This window comes from Pseudomonas sp., from assembly GCF_030684895.1.
Classification (GTDB): Bacteria; Pseudomonadota; Gammaproteobacteria; order Pseudomonadales; family Pseudomonadaceae; genus Aquipseudomonas.
This window is the reverse complement of sequence record NZ_JAUXXP010000046.1, coordinates 61,574-77,389: the sequence shown is the minus strand read 5'-3', so window position 1 is coordinate 77,389 and position 15,816 is coordinate 61,574. Positions and strand designations below refer to the sequence as shown.

Sequence of the window (15,816 nt, the reverse complement as noted above, 5' to 3'; positions counted from 1 at the left end):
GTCACGCTGCAACCGGGCTGACGCGCCAGGGAGCAGCACCATGCTCACCCTGCTTAATCTTCTGTCTGCCGTCGCCTTGCTGATCTGGGGCACCCATATTGTGCGAACCGGCATCCTGCGGGTGTATGGCTCGCACCTGCGCAAGGTGCTTAGCCACAACGTCAGCAAACGGCCGCTGGCCTTTGCCGCTGGCATCGGCGTGACCGCGCTGGTGCAGAGCAGCAACGCCACCGCCCTGCTGGTCACCTCGTTCGTCGCCCAGGGCCTGATGGCGCTGACTCCAGCGCTGGCGATCATGCTTGGTGCAGATGTCGGCACCGCGTTGATGGCACGGGTGCTGACCCTCGACCTGAGCTGGCTAAGCCCGCTGCTGATCTTTCTCGGCGTGGTGTTCTTTCTCTCGCGCAAGCAAACCCGCGCCGGCCAGCTTGGCCGCGTGGCCATCGGCCTGGGCCTGATGCTGCTGGCACTCGAGCTGATCGTTGCTGCGGCCACGCCGATCACCCAGGAGCAGGGCATCCGCGTGCTGTTCGCCTCGCTGACTGGCGACCTGCTGTTGGACGCCCTGGTCGGCGCGCTGTTCGCGCTGATTTCCTATTCCAGCCTGGCCGCCGTGCTGCTCACCGCAACGCTGACCGGTGCTGGCCTGATCAGCCTGCCGGTGGCTATCGGCCTGGTGATTGGCGCGAATATCGGCAGCGGCGTGCTGGCCTTTCTCACCAGCAGCCTGCAAACCCCGGCGGGCCGGCGCGTGGCCCTGGGTAGCCTGCTGTACAAACTGATCGGCCTGCTGCTGGTGATGCCGTTCCTCGACCCACTGGCCAACTGGCTGGACAGCCTGAAGTGGCGGCCCGAGGAGTTGGTGATCGCCTTTCACCTGCTCTACAACAGCCTGCGCTGCCTGCTGATGCTGCCCACGGTTGGGCTGATGGCGCGCTTCTGCAATTGGCTGCTGCCGGATCGCCCGGATGAAAACGGCGTCGCCCGCCCGCGCCACCTCGACCCCACCGCGCTCGCCACACCGAGTCTGGCGCTGGCCAATGCGGTGCGCGAAACCCTGCGCATCGGCGACCTGATCGAGACCATGCTCAACCATCTGCTGGAAGTCCTGAGTGGCGGGCAGACGGCCCTGGGCAAGGAGCTGCGCCGCCTGGATGATGATGTCGATGCACTCTATAGCGCGGTCAAACTCTACCTGGCGCAGGTGCCGCGCGAGGTGTTGAGTGAGCACGACAGCCGGCGCTGGGCGGAGATCATCGAGCTGGCGGTGAACCTGGAGCAGGCCGGCGACATCATCGAACGTATGCTCGGAAAAGTGCAGGATCAGAAAACTGCGCAGCGCCATTCGTTCTCAGACAGCGGCCTGGAAGAACTCACCGCCCTACATGCCCAGCTACTGGCCAACCTGCGCCTGGGCCTCTCGGTGTTTCTCTCCGGCGACAAAGAGAGCGCGCGCCAGTTGCTGCGCGAGAAACGCCGCTTCCGCGCCCAGGAACGCCGCCTGGCCCACGCCCATGTCAGCCGGCTGCACCATCAGGTGGTGCAAAGCATCGAAACCAGCGCCCTGCATATGGAGCTGATCGCCGATATGAAACGCCTCAACTCACTGTTCTGCGCCAGCGCCTATGTGGTGCTGGAAAGCAGCGAGACAGGGGCTCTGCATCACGAGGACGGCGGCGCGGAGTAACACCACAAGCAAATTGGTCTATACCACCAAACCTTAGTTGGGTTGAGGCAACCCGGCGCATAGGCTTTAAGTTGGCGTGCGGCATTGCAACAGTTCTGCCATCAATGACCGCTAATACTGCTCAACTCCAACAACAAAAGAGCGCCTTCCCTATGAAAACCCTCACCTCCCTGGTCGTTGGTCTAGGCCTGGCTTTTAGTGCCAGCCATGCCAGCGCCTGGTCGCAACCCACGCACAAAAATATCGTCAAGGATGCCCTGGCTTTTCTCAACTCGGCGCATGCCACGCCCGAGATGAAACGCGCCTACCAGTTCTACGTCGGTGCAGCCGGCAGCGAAGCCCGCGCCGGGGAAATCCTCGGCCAGGCCGCCTACGACGTCGATGACTTCCAGGACACCCGCCTGGGCGGCTGGTGGGTCGGCTACGAGCACGCGCCGGTGTATGGCGCAGCGGCTTCGCTGGTCAACTACACCTCCTATTGGCACTTTATCAACATGGCCCGCCAGGGCGACGCCCACGGCAACGACCACGGCGGTTACGACTACCGCTACCGCAAGGTGGATGGCAGCTGGAGCGGCGATGTCGACTGGTACGCCATGGTCTACCTGTACAACCGCGAGCTGAAGAAGAGCGACTTCGACACCACCGAAGCGCATTACCGTCAGGGCACCTACTCCAACTGGCAGACCCACTACGGCGACTTCCAGACGGCGGCCTTCCAGCCCATCGATAACCTGGCCAAGTACTGGTTCGATCAGTTCAAGAACGCGCCCTCGCTGCAGACCATCGGCTACTCGCTGCACACCACCGGTGATGTCGCGCAACCGCACCATGCCTGGGTTACGTCGGGCAATGGCCACTCCGGCTGGGAAGGCTGGGTCGACGACCACTACTTCAGCGAAGGCCTGAACAATATGGCGGCAGTGGCCAACCGCGTCGGCAGTTACGACCCGCAGAAGCCGATCCGCGATCTGCTGACCCAGACCGCCCAGGTCGCCTACCAGCGCCCCGAGCCACTGTACGACACCAGCTACGCCACCCGCCTGCGAGTGGCCAAGGAGCTGATTCCCGAATCTATAGCTCTCACCGTCAGCGTGCTGACCAAGGGTGCCAACACCTTCTACGGCCAGGGTGGCCTGTAAGGTGCGCGGGCTTATCCAGCGCAGTTTGCTGGTACTGGGGCTGACCGGCATCTGCCTGTCGGCCCTGGGCAGCCAGGACATGCATATCAACGGTGAACGCCTGCCCGGCAAAAGCATCGGCCTGCTGGAGCAGGCCATGACCCGGGTCAAATTCAATACCGACCTGCGCCTGCTGCGCACGGGTCTGGCGGAAAACCATCTACTGGCCCGCGAGGTGGAAGCCGAGCTGAGCAGCAAATACAGCAGCGATCTGGATGCCCTGGTCGAGCGCGAAGCCGCCAACCTGATCGAGCAGGTCTACGGCCGCCAGTTCGACCACGATGTACGGCCCTTCCTACGCCAGCCACAAGCGCTAAGCAGTGCGCGCCTACGCCAGGTGCTGACCACACAGACCCAGGGCGTAGTAATCGATAGCCTGCAATTGAGCCCCGAGCAGCAGGCCGACGCGGCGCAGGTGCAACTGATCAGTTGGCAGTTCCCCGGCCAGCCTGAACAACGCCTGAACCTGCTGGAGCTGTATCAGGGCGATAACGTACAAGGTCGAGTGGAGCTGCAGCAGGGCAACCTGGTGTACCTGGCCGAACAGGTGCGTCAGCAGGCGCTGCGCGACTACCTCTGGTATCAGCTTGAGCAGAAGGGTTTCAGCCCGGACGAACAAGCAGGCATCCGCCAGTTGGTACGCGACAAACTGATCCGCCACAAATACCTGCATCAGCTTGGCCTGCACAACGACTTCCACCATGAAACCGCCAGCCTGCGCGAGCGCGCCCGTCAGGTCAGTGATGCAGATGCCGAGGCCTATTACCAACGCAATCTGCAGCTCTATCTCAACGTTGCTCAAGTGCAGGCCAGCCATATCCGTTTGGCTGACCAGGCCAGTGCCGACCGGGTATATGCCGAACTGCAAAAGGGTCTGAGCTTCGATGATGCAGTGCGCCGCTACTCTCTGGCCGACACCAAGAGCCACACGCCACCCGGCGACCTTGGCCTGATTCGCCCAGAGGATGCGCAGCTGGACTTTCTGCACAAGACTGCCCTGCTGCAGAAGGCGGACAGCATTTCCCAGCCGATGCTGATCGACGGCGCATTCGAGATCGTGCAGGTGCGCAGCCGTGAGGACAGGCAACTGCCACTGAGCGACCCCAGCGTACGCTATGAGGTCAACCAGGCCGTGGCCAAGGAGCAGCTGACCCAAGCCTTCCAGGCCCGCGTCAACGCCCTGCTGGCCAACGCCAAGGTAGAAGGGCTATGAAGGCCTGGCTCAGCATCGGCATGCTCGGCGTGATCACGGCGGTGACCATCGTCGTCGTGCGCACGCCCCAGGCCGACACCGCGCCAGCCGTTGCAGCACAGGCCGCAATACCGACCAGCCCGCCCATCCGCTTGCCAGAGATGCCCGCCGCCCTGCCGGCACAGCAGCCCGCTGCAATCCCAACGCCCGCAGAAAAACCTGCGGAAGAACCGCCACGCGAGACGCACCTGAATGCCCAGGAAGCGCAAATGCTGATCCAGCTAATGGCCGACCAAGGCGACCCACGCAGCCCGGCCCTCGGCCAACTCAAACCGCGCCAACCCGCCAGCCCCGCCCAAATGGCCGATCCGGCGCAGTACAGCGCCTTTGAAGACCAGCAAACCCGCGACCAGATCATGGCCTACGCCAGCGGCGTCCAGCAGATCCCCGCCATCCGCGAACGCATCGAACAAGCCGCCCAGTCCGGTGCACGCAGCCAAACCGAGCTCGATGAAGCTCGCGCCGCGCTGGAACAACTGGAAATGCTGCAGAACAAGCTGCAGAGGGAGGGGTCATAACATTTATCAGCGGCGATGGACGTTATCGAAATCATCGCCTTTAGGCGTGGCTTGAATACCTTTGGCCTCTTGCTGACGGTAATAAGCTTCGATGCTGAGGTTCGGGTCGATCTTGGATTGGAGAATGCAGGGTTGTTCTTGCCACTTGTATTCACGGTTACGTTTCATCATCTCTGCACGACCGCGGCGCTCCCAAACTTTGTAAGGCATATCACGCCAACGGCGCGGGTCGCGCTCGCTCTGCTGGTCATGTTTGGCAGTAGCCGGATCGAGGTGGCGGAACTGTTCGAGAATCGGCAGCTCGGGTAATGGTTGGGTTATATCCATATAGCGCTGCAAGGTATCCCAAAAGGCCAGCGCCTCTTCAAGGTTCATACCCAGGGACTGGATTTTGCCTCCAAGGAACACCTCGACCGAGGTGTAGCGGTGATGCAGCCAAATCGTGAAGCCGCTATTACCGTGGGGACCGGGGCGAAACTCCAGGGTGGCGTCGAACTCGTAGAGAGGGGCGCTAAAGGGCCTTTGAAAGCGCCGGCCGATAGTGAGCATGCCGGTCTGACGATTAAAACCACTGCCATCGTGAGCGAATACACGCAGATAAAGGTCTTGCAAGTAATCCCAGCCGATCAGCCCCATAAAGACACTAAAGGCCATACCGGCGCAAACCAAAAAAAGATCTGTGCCGTGCGGATCGGTTTGATATGTAAGTAACGAGGCGAGCAAGGCAACGATAAAACCTAGGCCCGTTTGAATCAGATAATACTTGTAGCGTGGTTCATCTGCCCACATAAACCAACTACTAAAGCCCATCATGATAAATGCGAAAACAATGATAGAGAACTCGACTAGTAATTCTAAGCCCCCACCATTGATAGACGGAGAGGGTATTGTGAGCATCCAAAAAAGCCATGGAATATATAGAATAGATGACCACTTAAGATACGGAAATAACATCATCCACTTGCTGGTGTTATCGAAGTTCCAGCGCTTTTGATTGATATAAAGACCATCTTCTTTCCTTTCATCTAGGGATGGTCTGAAGTAGTCCCGTATTTCCGGCCGACTTCAGCCCTTGCTGATTTTAAAGTCGGCGATTTGACCAGCAACGATCAAATCACCCGCTCATTTCTGTGTTTTTAGCCGCCGCGAGCACTCCGCAGCGGCCATTGCCCACATTACAGGCGCACCTCTCCTGTATTCGCCAACAAATGTCTGCGCGCCATCCACAGGTTCGACAGGGCAAACAGTGTCACCAGTTGCGCGGTGTTTTTGGCTAGACCACGGAAGCGCGTCTTCATATAACCGAACTGACGTTTAATCACCCGGAACGGGTGCTCGACCTTGGCCCGTACCTGCGCCTTGGCCTTCTCGATCTTGCGCTTGGCTTTGTACAGCGCGGTGCGCTTGTCGAGCTTCTTGTAGGTGCTGCGACGTGCCGCAACCTGCCAGATCACCTGACGGCCCTCATGCTCCGGGCGCTTCTCTACGCCGGTGTAACCCGCGTCGGCACCAACCATGTTTTCCTCGCCGTGCAGCAGCTTATCGACCTGGGTGACATCCGCCACGTTGGCTGCCGTACCGACCACGCTATGCACTAACCCCGACTCGTCATCGACACCGATGTGGGCCTTCATGCCGAAGTAGTACTGGTTGCCCTTCTTGGTTTGGTGCATTTCTGGATCGCGCTTACCGTCTTTGTTCTTGGTCGAGCTCGGCGCATTGATCAGCGTGGCATCGACGATGGTGCCCTGGCGCAGCGACAAACCTCGGTCACCCAGGTAGCCATTGATGACGGCCAGGATGCCGGTAGCTAGTTCGTGTTTCTCCAGCAACCGGCGGAAGTTGAGAATGGTGGTTTCGTCAGGAATGCGCTCCAGATTCAGCCCGGCGAACTGCCGCAGGATGGTGGTCTCATACAGCGCTTCCTCCATCGCCGGGTCGCTGTAGCCAAACCAGTTCTGCATCAGGTGCACACGCAGCATCGCCATCAACGGGTAGGACGGACGACCGCCTTCACCCTTGGGGTAATGCGGGTCGATTAAGGCAATCAAACCCTTCCACGGCACCACCCGATCCATCTCAATCAGGAACAACTCCTTGCGGGTCTGCTTGCGCTTGCCGGCGTACTCGGCGTCGGCGAAGGTCATTTGCTTCATCGGAAAACTCGGCAGGTGGAATCCGGGTATTTTGCCAAAATCAGGAAGTCTTCTTCAGAGTTTCCCTTACTGCTGATTGCCGCTCGACCTGAGCGTGAAACTGCATCAACTGGTTCGTACACCAGCCATGGTGATACTCATCTTATTGGTATAGCGACGGCATCAGCTGTTATCGATGGCCAAACTATGCCCACGGCCCTGATACCGAAACAGCTGCAGCCCATCGGAAAGATACAGTGCAAATAAGTGTGCCAACAGTCGATCAAACCGTTGAATGCCGCAGGCCGTAGCGGGCAGCCACGGCCTGCGGGCTTGTCCGTTAAACGCGGAAGCGACTGACCAGCGTTTGCAGCTGATTGCCCAGGCGCGCCAGCTCGGCGCTGGAGGCGGCGGTTTCATCGCTGGCGGTGGCAGTCTGTTCGGACACGTCGCGTACGCTGAGGATGCTACGGCTGATTTCCTCGGCCACCGCACTCTGCTCCTCTGCGGCTGCGGCAATCTGCTGGTTCATCGACTGGATGTTGGACACCGCATGGGTGATGTTGCCCAGTGAGTCGCCGGCCTTGCGCGTCAACTCGACACTGCTGTCGGTGAGGCTGCAGCTGTTGCGCATCGCCGCTGCCACCTGTTTGGTGCCGTTCTGCAGACCGGCGATCAGTGCCTCGATTTCTTCGGTGGATTTCTGCGTGCGTTGGGCCAAGCCGCGCACCTCGTCGGCGACCACGGCAAAACCGCGCCCGGCCTCGCCTGCGCGTGCTGCCTCAATGGCGGCATTGAGCGCCAGCAGATTGGTCTGCTCGGCCACCGCTTTAATCACGTCCATCACGCTGCCAATCTTGTTGCTTTCCAGCTGCAGGCCATTCATGGCATCGCTGGAGCGACTGACCTCGGCGGCCAGGCGTTCAATCTGAGCAATCACCTCGCCCACTACTTTGTCGCCCAGGCGCGCTTGGCCGTCTGCCTCGTTGGCGGCCTGCGAAGCCTGTTCGGCGTTGCGCGCCACTTCCTGCACCGTGGCCGACATTTCATGCATGGCGGTGGCTACTTGGTCGGTCTCGCTTTTCTGGCTATTGGCGCCGGCACTGGTCTGCTCGGTTACCGCGGACAGCTCCTCGGCAGCGCTGGCGATCTGCGCCACGCCATCGCGGATGCCGCCGATCAACTCGCGCAGGGTCGCGGCCATATGCTGAATACCTTGCTGCAGCTGGCCCATCTCATCACGACGGTCGACCTGCACAGTGGCGGTCAGGTCGCCTTCGGCAATGCGCTGCACCGCGCTCAGGGTGTCCTGCAGCGGACGGGTGATCTGTCGGGTGATAACCCAGGCGGCCAGCACGCCGAAGAGCATCGCCAGCAACGTGGCGCCGATCTGCAGGCTACGCGCCTGGGCGCTCTCGATGGCCAGGCGGTCCATCTGGAACTGGTACAGGGTTTCGCTGATACGCACGATTTCGCCCTGCTGCTCGGTCATTTCCTGACGGGTACGGGCAATGTCGCCGGTGGCCAGCTTGAACGCCTGCAGCGTCTCCTGGTACTGACCCAAGGCCGTCGCGATGCGGCGTACCGCATCCTGCTGGGCGGCACCGAAGGCCTGCTCCAACGGGCCGAGGCTGGCGCGGGCGGCCGCGATACGCTCGACCAGCGCCTGCTCGGTTTGCGCATCAGGGGCGCTGTCATAACGCTCCAGCAGGTAGCGCAGGCTCAGCAACTCGCCTTGGGTGCGGGTCAGCGCCTGCAGCTGGGCAAAACGGCCGCCGTCGTATTCCGGCAGCAACTCCACGCTGCGCTGCATCGCGCCCAGCAACTCGCCGAGCTGCTGGGTCTCGCCGGCCACCTGGCGCCGCGCCGTGTCAGCCGCCGCATAGGCGGCGCGCATGCCACTCAGCGAGCGCTGGTAGTCCTGGTTATAGCGGTCCTGCTCCTGCAGCAGCTTGACGTTGACCGGGTTGGTAAAGCTGCCGAGCAGCTTCTTCTGCTGCTGCAAATAGATGTCCAGGTTGCTCAGCACGCGATCACTGCTCGCGGCATCGCCCTTGGCCAGCATGAACTGCAGGCGGGCAATGCGCAGATTGGTCAGGGTGGTGTTGAGTTGGGTGATATCGCTCATCCAGGTGCTGCGCTGGATCACGCTGCCCAGGCCGCTCCAGGCGACCCAGGCCAGGGCGAGAGTCAGGGCCAGCACCAGGCCGAAGCCGAGGGCCAGCTTGCGGGTGACGCTAAGGTTGGCAAACCAGGTGTTCATAAGAATTCTCCAACTGTCGTTCTGACAGGCAGTTCAGGTTTCGCTGGAGAATTGTTTTTGTTGAAGCCAGCACAAGGCCTGTGCTGACGCTCTAACGCGGGGTTGCGGCACATATCTGCGGCGTTTTAGCGGGAAAACAACTGCGCCCGATCGCAGCAGCTAACAGAACTTGATGTCGCCACACGGCAGCACGGAACGAGCCCTCACCCCGTTCACTGCGGCGTGGCGGTTTCCGCTGCCGTGCCACCATCCCACAGCCCGACCAACCGGCCATCCGCTGCCAAGGCATAGGCCAGCGGAGTTGCGCCGCCCCAATCGACGATCATCAGCCCGTTGCTGTATCTGCCGCTGCCGTCATAGCTGGTATCACCAATGGTCCAGTTCAGGCGGTATTCATTGCCTTCGCCCGCGAGCGTCATCTGGCCGGTATAGCGCGAACCATCACTGTTGTACCCCTCGACCCGATACAGCCCCTGTTTGGGCACGGCGCTGCTGGCCTCGGCATACAGGCTGAGGCGCTCCGTCGCTGTGCCATCGGCCCATTCCCCATCGAGCACGCCATCGGGCGCGAATGAATAGACCACTGGCAGCACATCGTTCCAGTTCACGACCAGCATGCGACCGGCCAGTTCGCCCCTGCCCTTGAATACATCACGACCGATCCACCAGGTGAAATCGTAAAATTCGCCACGTTGCGCCAGCGCCAACATGCCCGTGTAACGGCTGCCGTTCGGGTTGGTTCCGGACACCTTGTACAGCCCAGTCAAGGTGCGCGCAGTTGCCTCATCCACAGCCTGAGCGCCGCTCGAATACGGTTTAGGGGTAGAACCGGCCTCAGCCCCGCTATCGCCGCGAAACACAAAATCGCCAAAGAACGACGAAGACAACCAGGGCGTCTGCTGGCCACTGGTTTCCTGATAGACGCCTTTGAGGGTTTTCTTGAATGTCTCTTCGAGATTCAGGTTGGGCGTCGCCAGCGCCAACGTCAGGTGTTTGGCATAGGGTGAGTTACGCCCTTCACCGTCCAATGCCACGGCGCCGGGCGAGGTGGAATAGGAGACAAACAGGCTGGCGCTGGAGTCGATGCGCGACAGGCCAGACGTAACCTCAGTGAGCGGGTTGTCGCGACAGGCATCGAGAATGATGATGTTGAGATCGTTGCCCGACATGGCCATGGAATGAACCATTGCCGAGGCACTGACGGCCTTATCCGCCAACTCGGACGCATCGGCAATGCCATCGCCGATGGGCAACAGATAATTCTCGCCCGCAACTTGCACCCCATGCCCGGCAAAGAACAACAACCCGACACCGCCCGAAGACTTGAGCTGGGCAGAAAACTGCGCCACGCCATCCAGCATGGTTTGCCGGTCGGCGTCGATCAGCGTGGTGACCGAAAACCCGGCCTCGCGCAGGGTGCGGGTCACATCGGCAGCATCATTGGTCGGGTTGAGCAGCGGCGCAAAGGCATAAGCGTTGTTGCCGATAACCAGCGCCGAACGCGCCTGGGCAAGCGCTGCATCCTGCGCCGCAAGGCAGACAAACAAGACGGCAACGAGCATTGCCATCAGACGGTAGGCGCAAGCTGCTTTCATCGATTCGCTCCGCACGCAATCAATGCCTGCAGCGTCGATTGCGCGATTGGATGCCAAGTGAACCTGCGTGGGCCAGCACCTGACAGGCAGGCCCCACAGCGGCTTCCAAAACCATAGATCAAAAAACTTGCGACCACAGCGCCGCCATCTGATCCGCTTTTTATTGGAAAACCTGAGTCTGTTATCCAAACAGCTGCGCTCGCATCATTCGCCTCGCCTGATAAAGCCCGACGAGGCCCGTAATGAGCGAACGTATCCCCGCGAAGATCATCGAGACCATCGACCCGCGCCAGCCTATCCGCCTGACGCCGTCACAAGCTGGCGGACCGATTCATACCCGCAGTTTTAGCGGCCGCTTTCGCAATCTGCGCCTGTATGGCGCGGGCTTGCTGTTTCTGATCTTCTTCGGCACCGCCTGGCTGGACTGGGACGGGCGCCAGGCGGTGTTGTGGAACCTGGCCGAGCATCGTTACTACATCTTTGGGGCGACCTTCTGGCCGCAGGACTTCACCCTGCTGTCTGCCCTGCTGATCATTGCCGCCTTTGGCCTGTTCACCATCACCGTGGTGGCCGGGCGCGTGTGGTGTGGCTACACCTGCCCGCAGAGTGTGTGGACCTGGGTGTTTATGTGGGCGGAGAAAGTTACCGAAGGCGAGCGCAATCAGCGGGTCAAGCTGGATGCCGCGCCCTGGTCGCTGAACAAGCTGGCGCGGCGCAGCGCCAAGCACGCGATCTGGCTGGGCGTCAGCCTGCTCACGGCGCTGACCTTTATCGGTTACTTCACGCCGATCCGCGACTTGACCAGCGACCTGCTGCGCCTGCAACTGGACGGTGGCACCCTGGTGTGGCTGCTGTTCTTTATGGCCGCCACCTACCTCAACGCCGGCTGGCTGCGTGAGAAGGTCTGCGTGCATATGTGCCCCTACTCGCGTTTCCAAAGTGCGATGTTTGACGACGACACCATGCTGGTGGCCTACGACGCCAAGCGTGGCGAAGGCCGTGGCCCGCGCAAGAAGGACAGCGACCACAAGGCCGAGGGCTTGGGCGATTGCATCGACTGTTATATGTGCGTGCAGGTCTGCCCCACCGGTATCGATATTCGCGATGGCCTGCAGATTGACTGCATCAGTTGCGGCGCCTGTATCGACGCCTGCGATTCGGTCATGGACAAGATGGGCTACGCCCGAGGCCTGGTCGGCTATCACGCCGAGCGCGAACTGCAGGGTGGTAAAACCCACTGGCTGCGGCCACGGCTGATCGGCTATGGCATCGCCCTGCTGTTGATGCTCGCCGCCTTTGTCTGGGCCTTGAGTGCGCGCTCGATGCTGTCCATCGACTCCGCTAAGGACCGCAGCATGTTCCGCGAGAACCAGTTGGGGCAGATCGAGAACACCTACCTGCTCAAGGTGATTAACAAGACCCAGCAGCCGCAGCGCTATGGCCTGGCGCTGGTCGACAGCCCCGGTTTGCGTCTGGATGCACCGCGGCAGTTGCAGCTAAACCCTGGGGAAATTCTCGATGTACCGGTGACCCTGGTGCTGGAAAGCGAACAGGCCGAGTCCAGCGCCCTGCCCGTACGCTTTGTGATCCATAACCTGGCCGACAGCAGCGAGCAGGCGCAAACACAGAGCGTATTTCTCTCCCCACGCGGGCGCTGACAGTCGCATGACCAAGCAACTCCCCGTAGAGTGCGGTCATCTACTGGCCGCCCCTACGGACCCGATGAAACGCTACGAAAAATTCGCCGAGCAGATTGCCGAACTGATCCGCACCGGCATGCTCACCCCTGGCGAAAAGGTGCCCTCGGTGCGCCACGCCAGCCGTACCTATGGGGTCAGCCCGTCCACCGTATTTCAAGCCTATTACCTGCTGGAAGACCGTGGCCTGATCCAGGCCCGCGCCCGCTCCGGTTACTTCGTGCGCGAGCTGGCGCGGCATTCCCTGGCCGAGCCGCAAACCTGCCAGCAGCCCACGCAGACCACCGAGGTGGATGTCAGCGAGCTGGTGTTCTCGGTGCTTGCCTCACTTAAAGACCCCGGCACCGTGCCGTTCGGCTCGGCCTTCCCCAGCCCGCAGCTATTTCCCCTGCCGCGCCTGGCCCGCTCCATGGCGCACAGCCTGCGCGATATGCAGCCGCAGGCGGTGATTGCCGACATGACCGAAGGCAACCCCAACCTGCGCCGGCAGATTGCCCTGCGTTATATGGTCAGCGGGGTGATGCTGGCGCTGGAAGAACTGGTGATCACCAGCGGCGCCATGGAGGCGCTCAATCTGTGCCTGCAATGCGTGACTCAACCGGGCGACCTGGTAGCCATCGAGGCGCCGGCCTTCTACGCCACACTGCAGGTGCTGGAGCGCCTCAAGCTCAAGGCGGTGGAAATTCCGGTCAACCCGCGTGAAGGTATTGATCTCGATGTGCTGAGCGAGCGCCTGGCCAACCTGCCGATCAAGGCCTGTTGGTTTATGAGCAGCCTGCAGAACCCGTTGGGCGCGAGCATGAGTGATGACAAGAAGCGCGCGCTGTATGAACTGCTACAGCGTCATCAGGTGCCGCTGATCGAGGATGACGTGTACGCCGAGCTGTACTTCGCCAGCCAGCCGCCGAAGCCGGTCAAAAGCTTCGACCGCGACGGCCTGGTGATGCACTGCGGCTCGTTCTCCAAATGCCTGGCGCCCGGTTACCGGGTCGGTTGGGTGGCCGGCGGCCGTTATGCCGAGCAGATCAGCCGGCTCAAGCTGATGACCACCATCTCGCCCTCGGTGCCGGCTCAAGCCGCCCTGGCCGATTACCTGCAACACGGCGGTTATGACCGCCACCTGCGCACGTTGCGCCACGCCCTGGAAGCGCAGCAGGCGTCAATGCTCGCCTCTGCCGCGCGGCACTTCCCGGCCAGTACCAAGGTCACTAGACCCAGCGGCGGCTACTTCCTGTGGTTCGAGTTTCCCGAACAGGTCGATGCGCTGCGCCTGTTCCAACTGGCCCTGGCCCAGGGCATCAGCCTGGCGCCGGGACCGATCTTCTCGGCCACCCGGCGCTTCGGCAACTGCGCCCGGCTGAATTACGGCCACCCCTGGGATGCGCAGAGCGAACAGGCGATGGCCGTGCTGGGACGCATCCTCGCCTCGTTCTGAGCTTTACATACCGGCCGTTTACAGCAGCCTGCTGCGCTGTAGCCTGCATAAGCCTCTTAGCGCCCCGCCCTGATTGTACAACTTTCGTATAACCCGGCAGATCATCTGCTGCTCAGCGTGGCAGATCAATTCGTCGCTAATTTACCGCACAAACCGCCTATTTGCGGGCATTACAGCCATTTCATGGACGCCTGTGCAGCGCCGTTACCGGCCATCAGCCACTATGGCTAAAACCTAAAAGAAAATTGTACAGACTAAATATTATGTATAAGGTTTGCACAAGAGAGCACTCACCACCTGCTGAGCCTCCCCTTTAACGCAGTAAGCAGTCGCCGCCCCAAGGGGCAAGAGGAGTCGATTTCATGCAATCACAACTGAGCATTGCGCAACGCTTGAGTCTTGGATTTGGGCTGATCCTGTCGCTGATGATCCTGATCACCCTTATCGGCGTGCAGCGCGTTGGCTTTATCGACGAGACACTGACCGCAGTCAGTGAGGGTGCCTCGCTCAAGCAGCGTTATGCCATCAACTTCCGTGGCAGCGTGCATGACCGCGCCATCGCCATCCGCGACGCGGTGTTGGTGGATAACGATGTGGCGCTGAACCGCCAACTGGCTGAGATTCAGCGACTCAAGGACTTCTATCAGGAGTCCGCCCGCTCCATGGATAACCTGCTGCGCGAGCAAGCGCCCACCCCCACCGAACAGCGCCTATTGGGTGATATTCAGGCTATAGAGCGCAGCACCCTGAGCTTGACTGAACAGCTGATCAGCTTGCGCAGTAAAGGCGATACCAACGCAGCTAAAAGCCTGCTGATGGAGCAAGCCTCGCAGGCATATGGCGAATGGCTCAAGCGCATCAACGCCTATATCGACCATCAGGAACAAGAGATCGGTAAGGATATTGGTGCAGTACGTGAGGCCGCCGGCGGCTTTCGCCTGCTGATTCTGCTGGTCACCGCCGCAGCCGTGCTGCTGAGCATTGGCGTGTCGCTGATCATCATCAACAAGTTGAAATCCACACTGGGCGCCGAGCCTTACAAAGTCGCCGAGATTATCCAGCGCCTGGCCAACGGCGAACTTAATCAACGTATCCAAACCCGTTACCCGGACAGCGTCATGGGCGCCCTGCAAGACATGGTCAAGCACCTGGCCGAGACCATCACCCAGGTGCGCAGTGCCGCCAGTGAACTGACCCTGGCCTCAGACCAGCTGCTGACCACATCCGACAGCAACAACCAGCAGATCCGTCTGCAATCCAGCGAGGCCGAACAGATGGCCACCGCCATCAACCAGATGGCAGCCACCGTCAATGAAGTGGCCAACTATGCCGCCAGCGCAGCCTCCGCCACCCGCAATGCGGACAATGAAGTTGCCACCGGCAATCAAGTCGTCAGCGCTACCGCCAGCGCCATCCAGAACCTGGCGCGCACCCTGGAAAGCGCCGCCGAAAGCGTGCAGCAGGTGTCCACGGACAGCGAGAGCATTGAGAAAATTATCGAGGTGATTACCTCCATTGCCGAGCAAACCAACCTGCTCGCCCTTAACGCCGCCATTGAGGCCGCACGAGCCGGCGAGCACGGCCGTGGCTTTGCCGTGGTGGCCGACGAGGTACGCTCCCTGGCCACCCGTACCCAGGACTCCACTCGGGAAATTCGCGGCATGATCGGCAAGCTGCAGGAAGGTGCCGGCAAAGCCGCCGAGGTGATGCGCAACAGCCGTCAACTGGCCCAGCAGACCGTCGAGCAGACCGGTCAGGCCGAAACTGCGCTGAACAAGATCCGCAGCGAAGTCACCGCCATCAACGAAATGAACGCGCAGATCGCCAGCGCCTCGGAAGAACAGAGCGCAGTGGCTGAAGAGGTCAACCAGAACATCAACCGTATCCACAGCGCCACCCTGGAAACCTCGGCCGGTTCCGCGCAGGTGGCCTCCTCCAGCCGCGAGCTGGCCACCCTGGCCAATCGCCTGACGGATAAGGTCAGCTTCTTCAAGCTCTAGCAGGCTGGGCCGGGTTGCAGCGCAAACTGCTGCAGCCCACTGAAACCTTTGCT

At 61.0% G+C, this 15,816-nt stretch carries 11 protein-coding genes and 2 pseudogenes; 8 read left to right on the top strand and 5 right to left on the bottom strand.

The window, feature by feature from the left end; all coding sequences use genetic code 11:
• The first annotated feature begins 40 nt into the window (after positions 1 to 40).
• The 4 genes from Q8M42_RS09575 to Q8M42_RS09560 all read left to right on the top strand — a co-directional run bounded on the left by Q8M42_RS09575 (position 41) and on the right by Q8M42_RS09560 (position 4,638).
• Complete coding sequence (locus tag Q8M42_RS09575) at positions 41 to 1,687, top strand: Na/Pi cotransporter family protein (RefSeq protein ID WP_304863622.1); 1,647 nt, start codon at positions 41 to 43, stop codon at positions 1,685 to 1,687.
• 152 nt (positions 1,688 to 1,839) lie between these two features.
• Positions 1,840 to 2,829 (top strand): hypothetical protein, encoded by a 990-nt coding sequence (locus Q8M42_RS09570; protein WP_304863624.1) that lies wholly within the window; start codon positions 1,840 to 1,842, stop codon positions 2,827 to 2,829.
• Between the two features lies 1 nt (position 2,830).
• Complete coding sequence (locus Q8M42_RS09565; protein ID WP_304863625.1) at positions 2,831 to 4,081, top strand: peptidyl-prolyl cis-trans isomerase; 1,251 nt, start codon at positions 2,831 to 2,833, stop codon at positions 4,079 to 4,081.
• Positions 4,078 to 4,638 (top strand): hypothetical protein, encoded by a 561-nt coding sequence (locus tag Q8M42_RS09560; RefSeq protein WP_304863627.1) that lies wholly within the window; start codon positions 4,078 to 4,080, stop codon positions 4,636 to 4,638. The genes Q8M42_RS09565 and Q8M42_RS09560 overlap by 4 nt, the downstream gene beginning before the upstream one ends.
• 6 nt (positions 4,639 to 4,644) lie before the next feature.
• Here the strand turns inward: Q8M42_RS09560 and Q8M42_RS09555 are convergent, their stop codons facing one another.
• From Q8M42_RS09555 to Q8M42_RS09540, 5 genes and pseudogenes are all read right to left on the bottom strand, one after another.
• Positions 4,645 to 5,427 (bottom strand): hypothetical protein, encoded by a 783-nt coding sequence (locus Q8M42_RS09555; RefSeq protein ID WP_304863629.1) that lies wholly within the window; start codon positions 5,425 to 5,427, stop codon positions 4,645 to 4,647.
• Positions 5,428 to 5,813: 386 nt separating this feature from the next.
• Complete coding sequence (locus Q8M42_RS09550; RefSeq protein WP_304863631.1) at positions 5,814 to 6,794, bottom strand: IS5 family transposase; 981 nt, start codon at positions 6,792 to 6,794, stop codon at positions 5,814 to 5,816.
• Between the two features lie 319 nt (positions 6,795 to 7,113).
• Positions 7,114 to 7,818: a methyl-accepting chemotaxis protein gene (locus Q8M42_RS21005; protein ID WP_370870350.1), complete on the bottom strand. Its 705-nt coding sequence runs from the start codon at positions 7,816 to 7,818 to the stop codon at positions 7,114 to 7,116.
• A gap of 198 nt (positions 7,819 to 8,016) precedes the next feature.
• Positions 8,017 to 8,901 (bottom strand): annotated as a pseudogene (locus tag Q8M42_RS21000) (methyl-accepting chemotaxis protein); the annotation flags it as partial.
• 347 nt (positions 8,902 to 9,248) lie between these two features.
• Positions 9,249 to 10,631, bottom strand: a complete 1,383-nt coding sequence (locus Q8M42_RS09540) for a caspase family protein (protein WP_304863636.1) — start codon at positions 10,629 to 10,631, stop codon at positions 9,249 to 9,251.
• A 242-nt stretch (positions 10,632 to 10,873) separates the two neighbouring features.
• Between Q8M42_RS09540 and ccoG the strand changes: the two genes are divergently transcribed.
• The 4 genes and pseudogenes from ccoG (at position 10,874) to Q8M42_RS20990 (ending at position 15,763) form a co-directional block, all read left to right on the top strand.
• Positions 10,874 to 12,289, top strand: coding sequence for a cytochrome c oxidase accessory protein CcoG (gene ccoG / locus Q8M42_RS09535; protein WP_304863637.1), 1,416 nt, complete (start codon positions 10,874 to 10,876; stop codon positions 12,287 to 12,289).
• Between the two features lie 64 nt (positions 12,290 to 12,353).
• The gene (gene mapR, locus Q8M42_RS09530) at positions 12,354 to 13,763 is read left to right on the top strand and encodes a GntR family transcriptional regulator MpaR (protein WP_304863749.1); all 1,410 of its coding nucleotides are present in this window, start codon (positions 12,354 to 12,356) and stop codon (positions 13,761 to 13,763) included.
• A 362-nt stretch (positions 13,764 to 14,125) separates the two neighbouring features.
• Positions 14,126 to 14,641 (top strand): annotated as a pseudogene (locus Q8M42_RS20995) (MCP four helix bundle domain-containing protein); the annotation flags it as partial.
• Positions 14,642 to 14,881: 240 nt separating this feature from the next.
• The gene (locus tag Q8M42_RS20990; protein ID WP_370870349.1) at positions 14,882 to 15,763 is read left to right on the top strand and encodes a methyl-accepting chemotaxis protein; all 882 of its coding nucleotides are present in this window, start codon (positions 14,882 to 14,884) and stop codon (positions 15,761 to 15,763) included.
• Positions 15,764 to 15,816: the final 53 nt, after the last annotated feature.